Below are 18,693 nucleotides of genomic sequence, written 5' to 3' on the forward strand. Positions count from 1 at the left end.
CAGCAGTGATAGACTTCTTCTCTTTTCTGCTTTCGCGCAAAGGCTCATGACCAGGCATAGCGCGAGACAGAAGAAAGCAGAACAGCAACTATTCAAGGATGACAATACGGCGCTGCTCTAGCTCGTTGTAGACCAGACGCTGAAGGGTATCTACCACCTGTTGCAACTCTGCTGGCGAACTGATGCAACGCTCTCCCAGCAGGCTCTGCCAACTAATATGGACAACAGATGGTGCAGGCGAGTCCTCGACTTCTGGCGTGGATGTTGTCTGGTAGCGTTGTGAGATTTCTCTGAGTTTCCTTCCTATCTCCACACGCCGATTGACCAGCGCGCTTTTCACACTTCTCGCCTCGCTGATACTCAACGACGCCTGGGCCAGCTTTGCGCGTTCTGGATCAAGCGACGCACGCAGGTCAGCCAGAGTCGCTTCTATCACCTCTGCCGGGATACTGGCCTGTTCTACTCGCTCTAGAAGTTCATCATCCTGCCTGGCGAGGTCTTGCTGCCCCTCCTGACGGAGCCGCTCGATCTCATCGGTGAGGGCCTGGCGGGCTTGGCGATACTGTTCTGTTAGCTCATGCCAGCGGGTCTGGGTTGTAATGGAGCGTTGCTGGGTTGCCTCCCGCCAGCCCTGGAGAAAGGCTAAAATCGCGGCTGGTGGATTCTCCAGATGATACATCCGATTATAGAAATCACGTTCCTCCTGATACAGGCTTCCGTGCTCGTCCTTAAAACGCAGCAGAGCCCCGAGTAGCGCCTTATACTCCCACAATCGTTCATGCTCCTGGATAAATTGAGGAAGACGAATATTTGGCACATTGCTCACCAGCAGTTCGCCCACCAGGGTGTGGCCCGTTTCAAAAGACAAGGGCAGTGCGCATCCCGCCGGATTTGCCCATGCTTCGACCTCTTCGGCCTGGATATGCAGAATTTGAAGTTGCTCTTTGAGCTTTTCATCCATCACCGCGAGAATCAGCTGCGGCTTGATCCCAAAAACATCATCCATACATTTTCTGATTTCAATCAAATCCTGCATACTGATTTCTGTGCGCACGCCCTGAACGCGCACAGTCTTAAAGCGCTGTGCTTTGGTGAGACACAGCAATACACTCGGATCGCCAGGATTCGTATAGGTCGTTCCATTCTCAAACAGTTTGCAGGCCCCCGCGCGCAACAGGAGTGCAAGGCCCACTTTCACACTATTTCCATCCCACCCATATGGCGGCCTCTCCAGGTCCTGCCGTAACTGATCCGCGTAGACGAAACCCAGATCTTCTTTCTCCAGAGGAATGCGCGAACGCAATCGGCTGAGCAGGGGGTTGCCCTCATTGAGCGTGCCATCTGCCTTAAAGACACCAAGCGCTTCCAGATCTTTGTTGGAAACCACATGGTTCAGCGCGTCCCTTACGGCCTTGGCATCGTCGTGGAGACGATGCGGCAAATCCGCATACGCAGAATAGATTTCTAAGAGGCGGGGACCAAGGGTACTGCGCACCATCGCGCCTGCATTGTCTCCGTTCGAGGGATAATAGATGCTGCCGCGAAAAAAGATCTGGCTGTTGCGCATTGCCTGTTCAAACAGATAGCGCACCTCGCGCTTATATTCTGGGATATCATATTTCTTTGCAAGTTTGGCAACCTCAAACTCGGCTTCACCACCTTGGCCAGTATGCAGAATATGCTCCGCCACCTCCTCTGTAGCGACCGCTAGCGCCAGTGCGCGCTGAAAACCAGCGAGAAATTCCATGCGTAGGAAAAACGTATTTTTTTGCTGAATAGACTGTTGCTTTAAGTCCACATCATTTCCAATTTCGGGGGCGATCAGCCGCTGGAGAGGGCTATAGACATGAATCGTGACATGTTCAGTTGGATTGCGCAGCACCCGATTATCCAGCACCAGGCGCAGCGTCTTCTGGCGCCCTCCCATGCCGGGCAGTGTGATCTGATCAAAGCGTAAGGCGTCATCACCTTTATAGTCATCGAGCTTGAGAATCAAATCGCCAATGCGTGCAAGCCATTCTTCTTGCTTATTTTGTACTTTCTCTTGAAAACTACGCTGCTGCGTGCTGAGAAAAGCATAGCTCTCCCCAACCTGCTTCGCATACCCAGCCCTCACCAACTGATCGAGCGCTCCCTTGATCTGTGAGCGCAGAATCGTCAGGTCTTCGTCAATGGACGTGACCAGTGCGCGTGTGAGGTTTTCGACGGTACAGGGAATGACTTCCACCTGGCCCAGGAGATAAAGAGCGCGCGCGGTGCGCTCAATTAATTCTTTGTTAGCGCCCGGAACCCGATCACCCACGCGTCGCAGATCGTTGCGTGTCTCAACGGCGATATCGGTATCGAACTGGTAATAGAGATCCGCCAGGCTAATCAGTCGGCCAACCTCCTCTTCCAGTAATCCCTTCGCATTGAGGATGCCAAGTTGTACCACCCCAATCATATTGCGATTGGACCCGGTCAGTTCCGCTCCTCGGCCTGTAGCCAAGGCAATACCCCTGGTAATATCGGGAATAATCGTGACAGTCCAGGGTAGGTAGGGGTAAAACTGCGCGAAGGTTTCTTCATCTGGCAGCGGGTAGGTGCGCGGTGCATCTTTCAATGTTCCCAGATCATAAATGGTGCTGCTTTGCTGCTGAAAACACGTGCGCAAGAAACTGGTCGCCGGGCCAGTCTTGCGCAACAAGCGCTCCTGGACAACTGCGTTGATATCTTCATTTGAGAGTTTACATTTAGCGATAAAGCGCTGGAGAATCTTCGCATAATATTCTTGTTGCACGTTTTGCTGGAGGCTCTGGATATCTCCATGAGCTGTCACTGCGATCCAGATACGCCCTTGCCCAAGTTCCGAAGCGGCCTCGACCAGCGCCTGGACTTCCATAATGCGTGCGTTGATATTGCTGCCCTGAAGCCACTGGCCAAGTTCGTCAAACTGAAGCAAGAGCTTCTGCCGTTTCATGCCCCGATCGTGCTCCCGACACCAGCGGCAGAGACGCTCAACGAACATTACCGGAGTGATCCCGTTGCTTTTTGCGCTTTCCACGGCCAGCTTGACCTGATCAGGACTGTTGAAGTGATCAGGAAGCACTTGCGCCGCCGCCTGGTACAGGCGGGCGCTATAAAACTCCGCGTCCTCCGCAATTTCAGACCATTCTTGCTTGCATAAACTACTGGCCACAGCGTGGAATTCTTCGGTGAGTCCGCGCGCATCAATCTGCGCTTCCACAGCCCAGGCAAAAGGCCAGAGGTGTGTATATCCTTGAGCTTGAGCGAATAACCGAAAAGCTAGAATTGTCAAAGGCTCATGACTTCCTGCCTGTTGAGTATGGATATTGCCGCCGATGGCCTGACACGCGATGCGTGTCTGACATATCTTCAGAAAACGTTTGAAATCGTCACGGATCTCACTAGAGCTTGTCAGAATACGACCCAGAAAGATTTCATGCACGCTCTGTCCGTCTAGCTCCCCGCCTTCCAGGAGTGCCCCTAGGATTTTCATGAGTAAGGATTTTCCTGACCCAAAGAACCCATTGATCCAGAAGCCAATCTCCTGCTCATCTTCACTATCAAATGCATCGATAAATTCTTGAAGCATAAGATGGAGATAGCGTTCCCATTGAGGTGTTACGACAAGGTTTTGGAGTTCATCCAGCAGGACTGCAGGAGTACGGTCGGATACTTTCACAACTGGCTGGATACGCTCCTGAATCTTCGTCCCGAACATCTCGCGAATCTTCATCAGATCTCTTCCCCTCTATAGAAGTTCTGGCGCAGATGCGCCTGCCCGAGAAAGTCATAGATATGGCTAGTTTGCGGTGGGACTGCACCAGGAATAAACACAACAATCGGTACCATGCGCTTGGTGCTGGGATGACGGGGTTCCTGTTCTGCCAGGTATTCAATCAACGCGGTGGGGGTGGTTAAGGGATGCAGGGCGGCCAGCCCCTGAAGAACTATCACTGGGCGCTCTTCTTCACCAGACTGTTGCAAAGCGGCAGCGATTGCTCGAAAAGTCTGGCGTTTCCAGAGACGCACAATCCCATCGGTGCTTCCTGTTGCATCTGGATCATTGAGCAATGCCTCGCGCTCCTCCTCCTGCCCGGAGAGACTCTCCAAGGTGATATCCAATAGATCGAGATGATGGAAGGTCAGGTGCTGATCGCTTTGCAAGTGTTGCTGCATTAATAGACGCACCCGGTTTTCCTTTTCAGGGTCGTACACAAAGTAGACAAACGGTCGTCCACTGCTGTGTCCAATCCCATCATAGGCATCACGCAGCCTTTCAATCAAAAAATCAAACCGACTTTGCAAATCCATACTCATGTGGAATGCTCCTGTTTGAGAAAGCGCGCAACAGCAGCCTGAGCCTGAGAGGCACTCCAAAGCCAGATGTGCCAATCAGGATGGTCAGCAATTTGCGTCTCAGGAATTCCTTCCGCCAGTAACAAACGAATTAAGTGAGTAACGACATGTTCCGGGATAGTTGGATAAACCAGATCCTTGTTGACTGCCCCTTTTAACAACCCATAATCCCGTAAGGTTGCCAGTACACCCCGTGCGAGACGTAGTCTCGTTTCAAAACTCCAATGACCTACTTCAGGATGGGCTTTTTGGGACTGATCAAAGAACGTTTGCACATCTGCAACCACTATTCTTCGGTCTCCTTGCAAACGTGGGACAATAACCTCTTGTACAAAATCGTACAAAAGATGATCTTGCCGTGCGACATGAAGTAACAGTGCAGCTCGCAAAGCATCCAGGTTGGATTCCTTCGCGAACGCTATTAAATCCTGGAGAACCCAATCGGGCGGATTCCAACGGACCAGACGGCTGCTAATGATCTCAGCAATAAGTGTGCGCGTTTTGCGCGAACGCTGTGCCAGAATATCCCTCATAAGTGTTTGTTTCGTGAGCACAACCTGTTTTTTCTGCTCATATGTTAAGAGAAAGAGACGTGTTTCTTCTAGAAGAGCGGCTTTCGATGCCATCGTTGGCAGATAGGAACCTACCATTCTCCATGTCGTCTGTTGCATTGAGATCACTGCCAGGGCCTTTCATTCCGGAAAGAGAGGGGTGAGCGCAAGAAATATGTGGTTGCAATGATATAGCTTGCTCTTGCACTTGTCAATCAAGCATTCATGCGATTCAGCTTGAAAGGTATTGGACTTGTTCTCCATCTTGTTGCTCTAGCCCATGCTCATGATGAATAATCCCCAACCAGCATTTTCAGATCAGCGAGTCGGCAGTGAGGGTTGAGTGCAATAAGCTCCGCAAGCACCTCTTTCTTTTGCTCAGGCGGCGTCCAATGGATATTCGCTTTCCTTGAAACAATGCGCACGATATCTTTATCCTGGGGCTCTAAACACAGAAACGCCCGTAACATTTGCCGGGTTTCCGGCAGGCCATGTTTCTGCAATTCATAGAGCCTGACATCGACGATGGTCTCAAACTGTTCCTCCCTGAATAGTTGCGAGGCCATACTATGCCCTTTGCCAACGTCCCATCGCCAGACAGCATCACTCTGAAGGATAGCGAATAATAGGGCAGTTTGCAGGTGTGTCAGATCTTTTCTCATCCGTGCTCTTGTGGGATTGCTCTCGTTCGTATCAAACACAAGGGTAAGCAAAAGATCTGCCAATTCTCCGGCAATGATTCCATTGAGCTTGAGCTCGCCACGCTCTTCCCTCGGATTCAGAGACTCCAGCACCTGGATCAACCTGGGAATCAGGAGAGAAGAAAAGGAAGGCGGAAGTGCGTAAAAAGAGCGAATGACGTCAAAGACCAGACGGCTCTCAGCCCAGGGAGGCTCGTTGTAAAGATCATCGAGCGCGTCAGGATACTGTATTCTTTCGAGCAGGAGATCATACGCACTCGCAGGGGCCTCTGGCCCGCGCGTTCGCGCCATTGCGGCAGCTAGGCGCACCAGGTCTGTCTGGCCTTTGTCTAGCCCCTTTTCTAACAGGTGCCAAGCTGTAGGAAACGCTTCCTCCTGCCTGGCAAGAAGTGTCCCCAGCGTGAAAAGCAATGAAGCCTGTACGCGCTGATCGTGCTCAGCAGAAAAACGCTCGACGAGCAAAGAGGCGATCTGAGCGGCCTCGCGGGATAACGATCCCAGCAAACGGAGCGCAGCCATGCGGAGTTTCGGGGCTGGGTCGCCAAGCAGTGAGAAATACAGTGGCAGGCCCGCAGACACCGCCTCATAGGTTTTCTCCACCCAGAGAATTCCTTCCTCTAACTCTGCATGAAGAGCAGAGTCATGTTTGCGCTCTTCGGTATAAAAATGCCAGCGCTGGCGATGATACGCATTTCCCTGAGCCAGATAGGCCAAAAGAATCAGAACTTCCTCTCGCTCAGGGACAGTCTCTTGTTGAAGAAGCTCTAAGAGGAATGGAATGGCATAAGCCGACGCCTGATAAACGGTTCCCTGGTGATAAACATTCGTGTACAACGCTCCCCGCGCTATTCCACGAAGCTGCTCATCAGGCGAGGCCAGATCACGAAGCATTTGAGGTACATCTTCTGCTGAACCATACGCATGAGAAAGGATACTCCAATTGATGGATGAGAGCTGTTCAAGCATCGTTTTCCTCCACATAAATCAGGCAAAAATGATTCAGACAGACAAAACAAACTTCTCCTTTCACTTCCTAGGTAGGCGTTAAAAAGTGGAAAAACCATGATGATTGGTAGAGCTACATTATCCGGTGAAGAGTTTAAAGAAACCGAGGAAAATGAGCTCGAACAATGAGACCTTCACCACTTAATGATATCTACCCAAGATAATCATTCCCATCAGATTCAAAAGAAGCAATTCCTCGGCAACTGCTAATCTTCCATTGCTGACAATGATGATATGACAAAACCAACACCCAGGCCAAAGAGTAGTATTGCCTGCTTAGCCTTCTTAAATACTCGGCATAATTTTATTCTGTATCGACAAAACATATATTGTTTTTATAACTTATAACTTATATTATTATTTTATGAACTCATTACTTTTATTACCGTTTTATTTGGCTGCAGAAAGAAGGGAGAAAGTAACGGTAGAGTTTTCTGCATATCTGCATGGAGGTAGAAATTGTATCCATTCTGGTCTCAGATGTGGAGCCGAAAAGGGCTTGCGTTCTTGCTCCTGGCATTATGCCTGGCTATCGTTCTTGGATGGTCATATCTCAGTCAGTTGCTTCACTGGATGGGCTTGCTCACAGCAATGATTTCGACCCCCTTTGCCCTGGTTTTACTTGTTGCTCCAATGAATGCGAAATCACCTTCTCGCATACAATCTGCAGCGCCACCTTCGCCAGGTCCAACGCCCTCTCGCTCATCCTCTACAGCAACAAAAGTTCCTGTAACATCAATACCTTTGGATAAAAATATTCCATATGTGCCACCAACGCTCAGAGAAGTGTATAAGCGCCTGAAACCCAAGGACTTCGAAATTTTCTCGGCAGCCCTAATCATAGCTCAGAAGGAGGGGCATCGTTTTCTTGAGCATTGTGGTCAGAGCGGCGACCAAGGAGTCGATACCAAACTACTCAACAGATTTGGAAACATCGTCATTGTACAAAGTAAACTGTACGCCTCCACCAATCGTGTCGGGCAGCCTGAACTGCGTGATTTTTTCGGATCTACGTACCATCATAAGTCTGTCTATGGCTACTTTGTAACAACTTCAACATTTACACGAGCTGCACGCCAATTCATTTATGCAAACGGCTCGCGTATTCGCGTCATTGACGGCCCACAAATAGAAATGCTCCTCCAGAAGAAGCGACAGAACATTGCTCTGGCATTACGTGATATTTATCAACAAATATCGGTTGCTAAGGCATAGAGCCTCATCCTTCATCTTTTGACGAAAGGAGTTTGACACGACCTCCTCAATTGCCAAACTCATAAGTAACAGGCAATTGTGTTATTGCTTGTTCTGTGAGTGACGTCTGGCACAAGCGTTTAGCTCCACCCCTTCTTCACCAGATGACGAATCTCAGTTTCGAAGCATACTCAAAAGGATATTCAAGTAGTTGTCTCTATCATACGCTCGTTAGGGCCGAGCAGAGGTGAAAGAGAGTGAAAGAATGGTTGCTGGCTTGCCTTGGCCTTGATAGCGTGCTACGCTCTGTTCCTCATGGAACAGGAGGAACAGAGTGGCCTTTTTTTAATACCTCATCAGCCCCTTTTTTATTCTTTTCAGATAAGTCAAGCTAACCATAGAGAAAGCTATTATACAACGCTTTCTGTTTCGTCTTTCTCAGATGTGTAATAAAACCGTTTAAAGAGGCCTAAGCTTTGCAGTTGGCTTAGTCGATTGCATTGTTCAGGCGTCAAAGGTTGCTCCAAACGAAAACGTACATGTCGTTGTCTTTCTCTTCTTGAGGGGTGAATGCCAAAACCTTCTAATTCAAAGAGTACCTGTTCCTCATCAAGAAGCGATTCGGTAAACCAAGCTTGTTCCTGTGCATCATCAAAGACAAATGCAATCCAACAGGGTCTTTGGCTCATAAATACCCCTTCCCTTTCAACTTCGTGTTCAACTTCGTGCGACTATAACCACTTTAGTGCTTGTGCAAGAAATTACGTTCTAGATAAAAATGTTACAATAAGTTTGCTTTTAAGTCAATACATATGTTGTACAATGTCGTATTCTCTATTTGATTTTGGCAATGAAATTGTGTAAAATATATGATAATACTGGTTAATATTCTTTTAAGTGTTGGCTCTGTGGTAATGCTTTCTTTTGTAGCGGATAGCCTTCGTATTCTCTAACAGGCACTCAAAGTGGTATTGGTCGAAAGTGAGCAGAAGGATGCCTCAACCACACCATTCACCTGATGACAATTCACTCGAAATTGTCTTTAGTCGTTTTGAACGCCATACATCTTTTTCTCCCGAAATTTTCACTGGCTTCTCTTCACTTCGCGTTCTTACTTATACTGCAAGTATCCCTATGATCGTTGATATGCTCAATCAATTTGAAACAGTCGAATGTGTCTTCGGCTTTGAAGGAGTACTTGCGGGTCTCTCCCATATTCTGGCGTCACAGCGGTTTATTTGCGAAGAATTAACGACTGCCATTCAGGGCCTAGAAGATCAACGCAAACGAAAAATCTTAGAGTATATTCACCTTGGGAAAGCACGTTTTTTTGTGATGCGGGGAGCAATTTCTCACTCAAAGCTCTATCTCTTAGAAAGTCCAACAAAGCGGCTTGTTATTACTGGATCAGCGAACTGGTCTAAACGCGCCTTCTCTGGAAAACAAAGCGAGGAGCTAGTTGCCTTCGAAAACGATGATAAGGCCTGGGCATACTTTGAGCGGCGATATCGACAGATACGAGAACGAGCTACGCTTGATATTGCATCCCCAACGTTGGTGAAGGAAGTTGTTCGCATCGAAGATGTGCCACTTATCCAGCATGCACAAGAAGCCAAAGAAGGCCTAACTGTTTTTGTTCATTCACCTTCAGCTCAGAATGTGCTTTCCCTCCCTCGTGTTCTGCACACGGTAGAACGATTATCAGATGAGTACAAGCATGCTTTACCATCTCTTGCTCAACCCAAAAATGGACGCATTCAATTCAATGCTCCACTAGCAGACAAAGTGGTCCAGCTTGTGAAGAGTCGAAAACAGAAGGGGCAAGAAGGAGAAGAACCAACTTGGTTGTCCATCAACAAGGAAACACGCAATGTTTTCCTGACAGGACAGGCTATACCTTTAGCACCCGAGTGGAGTGCTGTCGAGTCCGATGTCCAATGTCTTATCGAGTATTTCGAAAATTTCCGGCAGGGATTTGTAGGGGATATTGCCCAGCATCAGCGCGATTACTTTTTGTTTCTCTGCTGGTTTTACTGTAGCCCATTTGTGTGTGACTTCCGTAATGACGCAACTATCCAACACAATTTCTTATTTGACTTCCCACAGTTTGCAGTGTTATATGGAAAAAGTAACTGTGGCAAATCGAAACTGGTAGAAACGCTCATGAAATCCATGTTCGGGCATTATACATGCATGGATAAAGTGCATTTTACACGAACAAATTTGCAGGCGCTCCGTGATATACGTCGACGTTTTCCAGTTGTGTTTGATGATATTGATAAAAAACGTTTTACCGACCATGCAACAGAACTTATTAAGGATGAAGGATATCTGCGAACTGAATACCCAGCCTTCATCCTTTCTATGAATGCAGAAGACCACAGTTTTTCAACCGAAATTTACAAGCGTTGTCTCATGATCTACACGAGAGCTTCACTGCCTGGTTACAATGTTGCTGCTGCTCGATCACTACATAAAAGCGTAACTGCCATTCAGAATCGCCTGACTACAGCGCTTTATCATGAATATCTTCGGCGAATGCTCGACCGTCTCGCCATAAAACCTCTTCCTTCAGACATGCTTCACTATTCATCAGAAATTGTGACGAACATCTTTACTCAGGCCTCCTCCTCTCCTCTTCCTCATTGGTGTCGAACCCTCACCATTGATGATTATCAGGGGCGAGCCTATGACAAAATTCGTACTGAATTGAAGCAATTATATCTTAGCAACCCATCCATTTGGAAAATTGGGCGGTCGGAAATTGTGCTTCTTGTTCCTGGGAATAGCAGAGAGCTTCATCGCATTATTCCAGACTGGATTCTCAAGGAAGGAAGCAAAGCGGGAACCATTATCCTGGATCGCCCCCAATTAGAGAGTTTTCTCCAGATGTCATTTCGTCGAGCATGGTTGCAACGTTTCTTCCCAAAAAACAATGCTTAGAATAAGCATAGCACGATATGAGAACATATGCTCATAATATCTTTCTTCATCATGCTAGACTTCCATTAAGCAATGTATTCACAGAAACTTTTGAGCTATCTTGATATTATACACTGTTCGTATTGCATCTCGATATACATATGTGTTATCATAAATTTCATTCAGCAAAAGGAGTAGGGGTTTACCCAAAATACAGAAGCTAAATCCGCTTTTGATGTAGTAGATGAGGAAGGCAGGATCATCATGGCAAAAAATAGGCTTCAAGAACATGATAACAATCTCCCACCTGTAGAATATGAAGTTCTCTTAAAAGGAATTTTGGCCGTTTTGAAAAGCTGGATGCCACCTTTTCTCACCACTGCTTCTACACTTTCGCTTCCCATAGATAAGATTGCGCAAGAGGTTGTGAGCAATCTTCAGCGTACAAACTTCACTGATGTGCGCCCCTTTGTTCCTTCAAGGCAACTTACCCATGTAGCTGCACATTTCCTTGATGGAGAGGCATTCAATGAATTCCGTCTTCTTATTGAGCAGATTAGAGATCAGCTAGTCCATCACCTTACCTCCACGCTTACCTCTGCCTATCCTGGCAAAACGCTTGAAACATATGTTCAAGAATTACTGAATAGCCCAGCAGATCTTTCTGGAGAAACATTTTCTGATCAGACATTTTCTGCTCTCACCTATTCATTTGACAAAACTATCAAATTGAAGAAGCGTCGGCTTCATCTACAAGCTCGCCATAAACCTGGGCAATCAGGAACCCGTTTTCTCGGTCATAAACTCACTATTACTGTGCGCGACATGAAATTGTTTGAACAACAATTGATTAATGCTCTCTGTAACCAGTTAGAAGTTGCTGATCAACCTCCTAGCACACTAGAAATCGAACGTATACGCACCGTTTTGCATCAACGCCTCCAAGATGAGGGAAGCGAATTGGGTATTCTCAAACGAATTCTTCAAAAAGAGGCCTTTGGACGCCTACAAAAGGAAGCAAAAATCCGCTATCTTGAATACATTGCTCGTGCAATGGGAAAGAGTAAATCGTTCAACGGCGATAGGACACTCTTACTGCTCAAAAATCTGGCGCAACGCCTGCGTTTCCTTGAAGATTTTCTTCGCCAAGATAAGCCTGATAGTTACTATCAGGTCAGCTATAGTGGATGTGGTGCTAATTATTGCACTCTTTTTTCGCGGGCAGAGGTCTACGACTTGCTTCCAATCTTTTCTGATATCGAAGGCACCCTTGGCACAACGTTCAACAAGGACAAAGGTGAGCAGGAATTTATCCTCGGCGTTAAACTGAAACTGAATGGAAGATTTCGTACCTATACCTCCGTGTTCCACTACTACCTGACCCTTTTAGATCCCGCCAGTGAGGAACATAAAGAGCGCAAAAAAGGATCGAATTTTCATCGTCAGGCTTTTTTAGAAAAGGTGCTTAAGCTTGCACTCCTCTACTATTTTGTGTTTAAAAACATGGACGACCCTACCTACAATCCAGCTCAGGATGTTGAACAAGAACTTTTAGTTGACTTGAGACGAACAGATGATCAAGCAGATTTCCGAAAACAGCAACGATTAAATTGGCTTGTACGTGGCTTGAAAGCAGAGCAGCATTTCAGTAATCTAGACCTCTTACGCAATGACCTGAAAGAGTTTGTCAAAAATGCCAGTAGCGAATTTGAGCTGTGGCCGAAAACATGTTATTTGAGCGTCAGCGCAGATATTATTGACCCTGATGAAGAGAGGATGCGAAATGAAAAGAAATTTTTCCGCTCAGAAGCATTCTTAGAAAGAGGCATGAATGTACTCAAATACGTCACTATTGAAGGTGCCTCCGCTGCTGGAAATTCGCTCTGTTCACTTCCTGTTTCAATAGGATTTGAACCCATGTATTATTACAACACGCCACAAGAGGCCGAGCAACAGTTCTCAATGGCGTATAATACACGCTTCTTCGCATTCTTACCGATAGTCTACATACCAAATGCTGGTCCTGGCTTTACCCTCTGCCAGAGTACCTACAAATCCTACAAGCACCTCGAAATTCCTTACGCCCCTTCTCTTCCGTACGCAAATACACCCACAGCAGTGTTTGTCTATCACTTTACCTATCTCTTACTCAACTACCTCTGCTTAAAATTGCTCAGTACGATTGCCCAAGAACATATTGCGCCAAAGAGACGTCTGTTTGTACCATTGTTGCGCATTCATCAAGCTGCGAAGGCCACAGAGAAAGAAGAAAAGCATGGTGAGGAAGAGTTTCTTCGTGCGCATTCTAAGGCACTTGCACATATCCTCTCAGAACAAGATGTCCTTGCCAATGCCCAGGGCTTACATATCGGTGTGCTTCAGCATCTTTCGCAAAAAAATGACCAGAAGAAAGTGAAGGAAAGCCAGCATAAACTCAAAAACGCTTTGAGTTCGCTCTATAGCATCTTGCCCAAGGTCTTTACGCTCGATACGCAACCAGAATTAGATAATCTGGCTGTCATTGTTGTCTCCAGTCGCAAATGTGACGCACATAGAGACTCTAAACTCCATTTATCCAATATTTATGGAGAAGTGATTGGCATTCGCCGCTACCAAGAATCGAATCGTGTTCAAATCGTGCCGCTTAATACCTTCTCAGCGAACGAAGATTCAGACAATTTGTATCGGTTGCCTACTGTGCTGCAAGATCAAGCCAAGAAATGCTATCTGAGAGGATATAAGCACATTTTGTACGTGGCTCAAGCTCCCTATAGTAGTTCGCTCCATCTTAGCAGTGCTGAAACAGCAGAAGAGCAGTTTTTTATGTCTGGAAGTATCATCCAATCACTGAAGCATGGGCAGTCCGATCTTCACATTTATCCTGTATATTGCGATAAGTTCTATGTTGTCAAAAATATGGGGACAATTATCGAGTCACTCTACGTCGATGATACCCGTGAGCTGCGAAGCCTGGTCAATGATCCCAACCGTAGCTCCATTGTTTTCTTTAACTTATTGAATGGTCTTATTGTTGGCAAAGATCAAACACAGCGTTTTTACAATGGCGTTGTCTCCTATGCCACACTCATAAACGTCTACGACGATCCAATTTATGACCAGGATATTCGTAACAATTTGTTGGATGGAACACAGCCCGGTTCATTGAAAAAGAGCCTTCTGGACTTTTTGACACTCCTCCACTTTGCACGCTATGAGCGAGAGGCAAATACCATTAGTTTCAAACTTGATCCTTACGAAAACATTATTGGTTCCGATTCTGTCGGGACACTCAGTCTTATTGATCATATGGAAGCAAATGTACGCTTCAATATGCTGGCTTTCCTGACGGAAGTGCGTAGTGTCATGAATAGGTATTATACCGGCTATGTGAGTACGCTATTTAGTGATGACCAAGAGACTCCAGAGCAAGATGGCTCCTCTGAAGGATAGGAGTGGAGAGGGTTATGAACAAACAGAAGCAAAGCATTGCAGAGGATTGTGGGCGATTTTTCGAGAACGGTTTTAATATTGGGATTTTGACGTATATACGTCAGCACGAAAAGCAGTTCGCCCATCATCTGGACCAGCTCTATGTCAACGACTTACGCGAGTTACATTTTCCTGAGATGGCAAAAAACTCATTTAAACGCCATAAATTTACGATTGATGAAAACAAGCGAAAAATTGCGCGCCAATGGTTCCTCTTCTTCCTTCAGAAAGGCTTTCTCGCCGGACTCAATTTCTTTGCTGAGTATATTGAAGCGTTACCCTGGAGCGCTGATGAAGGACCAATAGAGATTACTTACTATCAATGCAGCTTTTGTGGTGAAAATAGCTTGTATACCAATCACAAAACGAACGAGCAGGAATGGGGTGAAATTCTTGCTCAACTCGCACACTATCACATTGATCCTAGCAGTATTCCGCTACAACAACATCAGCGCGCTGGTCGCTTTCTGAAAGCAGATACACTCTTGCTCCTCCGTCTGGGGGATACATGGCGCATGTTGTGCATTGATCTTTCAATCTTTTCCGTGACTACAGACGAGAATCTCCGCGATCCAAATGACGCACAGGTTCTTCGGGAACTGCTCATTCGAGATTTAAGCTACATGCGCTCAAAAAGTGTTTTTGCTAATCTGAGTATCGATACCGCAAGCGGATCACCCGATTTTACTTTTTCGAAAGGACTCAATACATACTTTACGGCATTCAAACATGACGATAAAGAGAGCGCAAAACTCATACAAGCAGGAAGCTACGCATTTGATTTCTATATGTTCCTGAAAGAGCGCCAACTTTTTACTGATACAAGCAATATCACATTTAACATTGTAGGGTATACTGACCGTGGTATTAACGCTATGACGTGTACTCAGCAAAATATGAATGTCTTGGCGACGTGTGCTCATATTTACCAGCATGACATAGGGGCAGAAACAATTCACCAAGCAAGATTGGAAGTACTCGAAACCATACGCTCCAACGCTGCAAGAAGCTTTGAGAATGGCGAAAATTTTACTAATGCAGTGATGTCAGTCGTCACTAATCATGAAGATGGGGTGCATTGGGTAACACCTGATTATCAGGAGCACATCGATAATTTTGTGAATTCCTCTGATCCTTTTGTACTCAGCTCTCTCTCAGATGACATAAAAGAACGCCTAGCCGCTTCGTTAAATCCTCTTTCTACGCTTGACCTTCGACAAGCACACCAAAATCTTATAATGCAAGAACTTGACGCATCGAGTAATACGACATTTCTGTTTTTAACAGGAAACCCTGGTATTGGGAAGACCACAGCTATTACCAAGTTTCTTGAGCAACATCGTAATGAAGGCTTTCTCTTTCTTTATGTGAGTCCTCGTACACAAGTCAATCTAGATATCGTCAATAAGTTTCGCGACAAAAAAACAAAAATCCTTCAAGGCGACACCTTTGCTCTTACATCAAATAGCGTCGTTATTCAAGAAAACCAAGGAAAACCTACAGTACACTATTACGCAGCCCAACGACGAGGTGATTTTATTCGGCAGGGCTTAAAAGATCCGGTTACCTTCATCGATGCGCACCAGCTTGAAAATGAACGTCCTAAACGACACACTCATCGCCTCTCTCAATTAAGTGAGGAACGCATCTGGGATCATGGCGAAACCAGTAGTGGCGTCCTCAATAGCGTTTGTAACGCATTATATATTAGCTTACGTGAGCAACTTTCGCGTCAATTAATCGCGACTGCTGCGATCCAGTCACTCAAAAAACTAGGGCATGGAAAAGATGCGCATAACACACTTACTCACCTCAAAAAAATTTTTCGCATGGCAACCAAGGGGAATCGCGTCCTCCCAGCAGAAATGCAAAAGTTGGCACAAGAAATTAAACACATCTTTATTATGATTGATGAAGTGACGGGAGATGAAAGTGGTGTAGCATTTCTCGATGGCATTCGCAAATTTGTAAAAGACTATGAGCTGACCCAGCATGGATTCAATACAAAAGTAATTATTGCGGATGCTTCTATTGTTGATCACGATGTGATTAAGCAGCATATACAGGACGGCGCCAACGAATACGAACCAGATAAAATTTTTTTTCGTAACGTCACTTCCTCCGATACTGTAGCACCACTTTCGCGCTTCGAATTCCCTTTTTACAAGAAGCAGTCTGTATGTATCAATGCCAACTCCTATCCAGCAAAGAGCCTCTCTCTCTCCTATCGCATTTGCTTTGAATTTATGAAATATGATGAAGAAGCGATGCTTCATGCCAAAGAACGTCTCATCGAGCAAATTCAGCAGCGTATGATTGAGGATATCGATACTCTGCTTCAGCGCCAGGACGTACCGCAAATCATCGTGTATATTCAGGATAAAAAACGCCTCGCACAGCTCATCGAAGGCCTCCGTCAACGCTATGGCCACTTCGAGAAAAAAGTTCATTACCTCTCCATCCATGCGAACATTTCGGACAAAGATAAAAAGGAAGTCGACGATTTTAAAGAGAAGGTCCGTGTTATCTTCATGACGGCCTCGGCAAGCCGTGGTCTCTCTTTTCCACTCGCTACGCATATTTTGGTGGATATTCCTCGTTTTGAAGTTGAACAAAACCTGATGGAGATTATTCAGGTCATTTATCGTGGCCGTGGTGATGAAATGATCGAACAAAAGGAGAAGGAGCTACTCTTTTATCTTTCAGATCGAGCGGTGTACTATGATGACAGTATGCGCGAAATTTCGCTGCGTGAAAGTGTCCTGAATGTATTCAATGTGCTTCTCATTTTAAAAACAGCCATCATGACTCGCATCGTTGGGTATGGGCAGGTAGGCAGGCAAAAGCTCATGATTATCCCAATCGGTGGAAAATCAGTCCTCGCAGCGGGAGAAACCTACATAGGCGTCCTCGAAAGACTGATCACAGAAGTACGTAAGGAGTACATGCGTAACTATGACCGTCCCTGGCTTAAAGATGTCTATAAAAGTCTACGCGAGCTACTGGGGCAGGCTGATTTTCGCCTGAGTACGTCAAAAGAAGACAGAGAGTCTTCAGAGCACGAGCAGACGACAACATATCTTTCCATGCTTCGAACATTTACAGCTCGTTTTACTGATGCCGTTTATAACGGACTCCATCGTCTCCTCACATGGGAACCAATGGAGCTTGGATACCTCGCTGGGGGCTTATTAATAGTCTCAGCCGGTCAGAAACAACTTCAGGAGCGCTATGTGATGCAGCTAGAGGATAAATTGCGCAAAGTGAGGGAGAGTAGCCTGTATAAGCGCATGCAACATATCAATTTAAGCGAAGATTATCCTGACAGCTTAAGAAATGCCATGTATAAAGCCCTTGAATTAATTGATCTACTTAACAATGCCTCTCCAGAAAAAACACAACATTTTACTCAGGATAGTAGAAACCCAGATCAATACTATGCAATCCCTTTACTTGCATTTCTTCAAGAAAATATATTAAAAGAGTATTTTTCGCGGTCACCCGAAGAGCCAGAAGAAGCATCTTTCCGCTGGTTGCTCGCTGCATATACGCGTACCTTTTACCCCATTACATCTGCACTTCCAATTGGAGATGAGTATGACGAATTTCCATTTCTGCTCTTTCGCAGCTTTAATCTCAAGGAAATTAGGAAGCGCATCTTCTCTGATACACATTTACTCATCTCCAATGAAATGAATGTTCTTAATATGCTACTCTCATATAGGGACTGAGAACTAGAGGACATAGAAGTAGATAGCATGTATACCCTCTGTCAGAAGCCCAAGGGAAATTTAATCCCACCAGAGGAAGAGGACACGATCATGTTTGTCATGAAATGCTTCCAACTGCATTTCTGCGTCTGCTTCAGAAGAAAATACTCCTATCTCGCTTGGCTCCCAGCGTTCTTCGATTCTCTGCCTTAAAAGAGGAAGAGAATTATCGTTGGTCCAGATATAGAGCGTATCTCCAATCCAGCTATTCCAACGAGCATGACGTAACATTCCAAGTTCTGAGTATGGATGATAGTGTCCATCATCGGGTTTAAAAGGGCAAAATGGCATACGCACAGGCAGGACACTATACCATAGATCACACCACTCAAGGAGATCAGACACAACACGTTCACCATCAAGCGAGTTATACTGGACGTGACGCAGCAATTCGAGGTGAAGGCCCTGAATAGTATTAATGCCTTCTGATTGTCGCTCTTCTGTTCCCATCTTCAATCATTCCTTTGCAAATCCCTGAACAGCTGAAGCTTTGTACTCAAGTGGTTACCTACCACATTGCTTCTCTAATGCCTAGAAAAAGGGTGCTCTCCTTCAACTTGAAGAGGAGAGAGGATGTACTGAACCATTCTAAACACTAGTTTAAGATCTCAGGATAACAACCTTGAGAATACATAATGTAAAGGATTTCTGGCCGATGCATCAAAGATAGTCCGGCTTTCCCAAAACAAGGGAGCAATC

At 45.9% G+C, this 18,693-nt stretch carries 10 protein-coding genes; 4 read left to right on the forward strand and 6 right to left on the reverse strand.

All coding sequences use genetic code 11. From position 1 onward, the window contains the following. Nucleotides 1-88 precede the first annotated feature (88 nt). The 4 genes from brxC to JMJ04_RS37545 form a co-directional block, all read right to left on the reverse strand. The gene (gene brxC, locus JMJ04_RS37530) at nucleotides 89-3,739 is read right to left on the reverse strand and encodes a BREX system P-loop protein BrxC (protein WP_201375473.1); all 3,651 of its coding nucleotides are present in this window, start codon (nucleotides 3,737-3,739) and stop codon (nucleotides 89-91) included. Continuing rightward, nucleotides 3,739-4,323 (reverse strand): hypothetical protein, encoded by a 585-nt coding sequence (locus JMJ04_RS37535; protein ID WP_201375474.1) that lies wholly within the window; start codon nucleotides 4,321-4,323, stop codon nucleotides 3,739-3,741. Before JMJ04_RS37535 ends, brxC begins: the two co-directional genes overlap by 1 nt. Then, nucleotides 4,320-5,033 (reverse strand): BrxA family protein, encoded by a 714-nt coding sequence (locus tag JMJ04_RS37540; protein ID WP_201375475.1) that lies wholly within the window; start codon nucleotides 5,031-5,033, stop codon nucleotides 4,320-4,322. Before JMJ04_RS37540 ends, JMJ04_RS37535 begins: the two co-directional genes overlap by 4 nt. A gap of 164 nt (nucleotides 5,034-5,197) precedes the next feature. After that, entirely contained in the window at nucleotides 5,198-6,580 is a 1,383-nt protein-coding gene (locus JMJ04_RS37545; protein ID WP_201375476.1) for a hypothetical protein, read from the reverse strand. A gap of 546 nt (nucleotides 6,581-7,126) precedes the next feature. Here JMJ04_RS37545 and JMJ04_RS37550 point away from each other — a divergent pair. Next, nucleotides 7,127-7,834, forward strand: a complete 708-nt coding sequence (locus JMJ04_RS37550; protein ID WP_201375477.1) for a restriction endonuclease — start codon at nucleotides 7,127-7,129, stop codon at nucleotides 7,832-7,834. Between the two features lie 389 nt (nucleotides 7,835-8,223). Here JMJ04_RS37550 and JMJ04_RS37555 read toward each other — a convergent pair whose 3' ends face one another. After that, a complete protein-coding gene (locus JMJ04_RS37555; RefSeq protein WP_201375478.1) occupies nucleotides 8,224-8,502 on the reverse strand; it encodes a hypothetical protein in 279 nt (92 codons plus the stop codon). A gap of 304 nt (nucleotides 8,503-8,806) precedes the next feature. Here JMJ04_RS37555 and JMJ04_RS37560 point away from each other — a divergent pair, with 304 nt between their 5' ends. From JMJ04_RS37560 to JMJ04_RS37570, 3 genes are all read left to right on the forward strand, one after another. Then, the gene (locus tag JMJ04_RS37560) at nucleotides 8,807-10,756 is read left to right on the forward strand and encodes a phospholipase D family protein (protein ID WP_201375479.1); all 1,950 of its coding nucleotides are present in this window, start codon (nucleotides 8,807-8,809) and stop codon (nucleotides 10,754-10,756) included. 243 nt (nucleotides 10,757-10,999) lie between these two features. Then, nucleotides 11,000-14,185, forward strand: a complete 3,186-nt coding sequence (locus tag JMJ04_RS37565; protein ID WP_201375480.1) for a hypothetical protein — start codon at nucleotides 11,000-11,002, stop codon at nucleotides 14,183-14,185. 14 nt (nucleotides 14,186-14,199) lie between these two features. Then, nucleotides 14,200-17,955, forward strand: coding sequence for a helicase-related protein (locus JMJ04_RS37570; protein WP_201375481.1), 3,756 nt, complete (start codon nucleotides 14,200-14,202; stop codon nucleotides 17,953-17,955). A 60-nt stretch (nucleotides 17,956-18,015) separates the two neighbouring features. On the opposite strand, the gene JMJ04_RS37575 is transcribed toward JMJ04_RS37570, so the two are convergent. Continuing rightward, nucleotides 18,016-18,444 carry a hypothetical protein gene (locus JMJ04_RS37575; RefSeq protein ID WP_201375482.1) on the reverse strand — a complete coding sequence of 143 codons (429 nt, stop codon included), beginning with the start codon at nucleotides 18,442-18,444 and terminating at the stop codon, nucleotides 18,016-18,018. Nucleotides 18,445-18,693 lie beyond the last annotated feature (249 nt).

Origin of the sequence: Ktedonobacter robiniae, assembly GCF_016587375.1 — a bacterium.
GTDB lineage: Bacteria > Chloroflexota > Ktedonobacteria > Ktedonobacterales > Ktedonobacteraceae > Ktedonobacter > Ktedonobacter robiniae.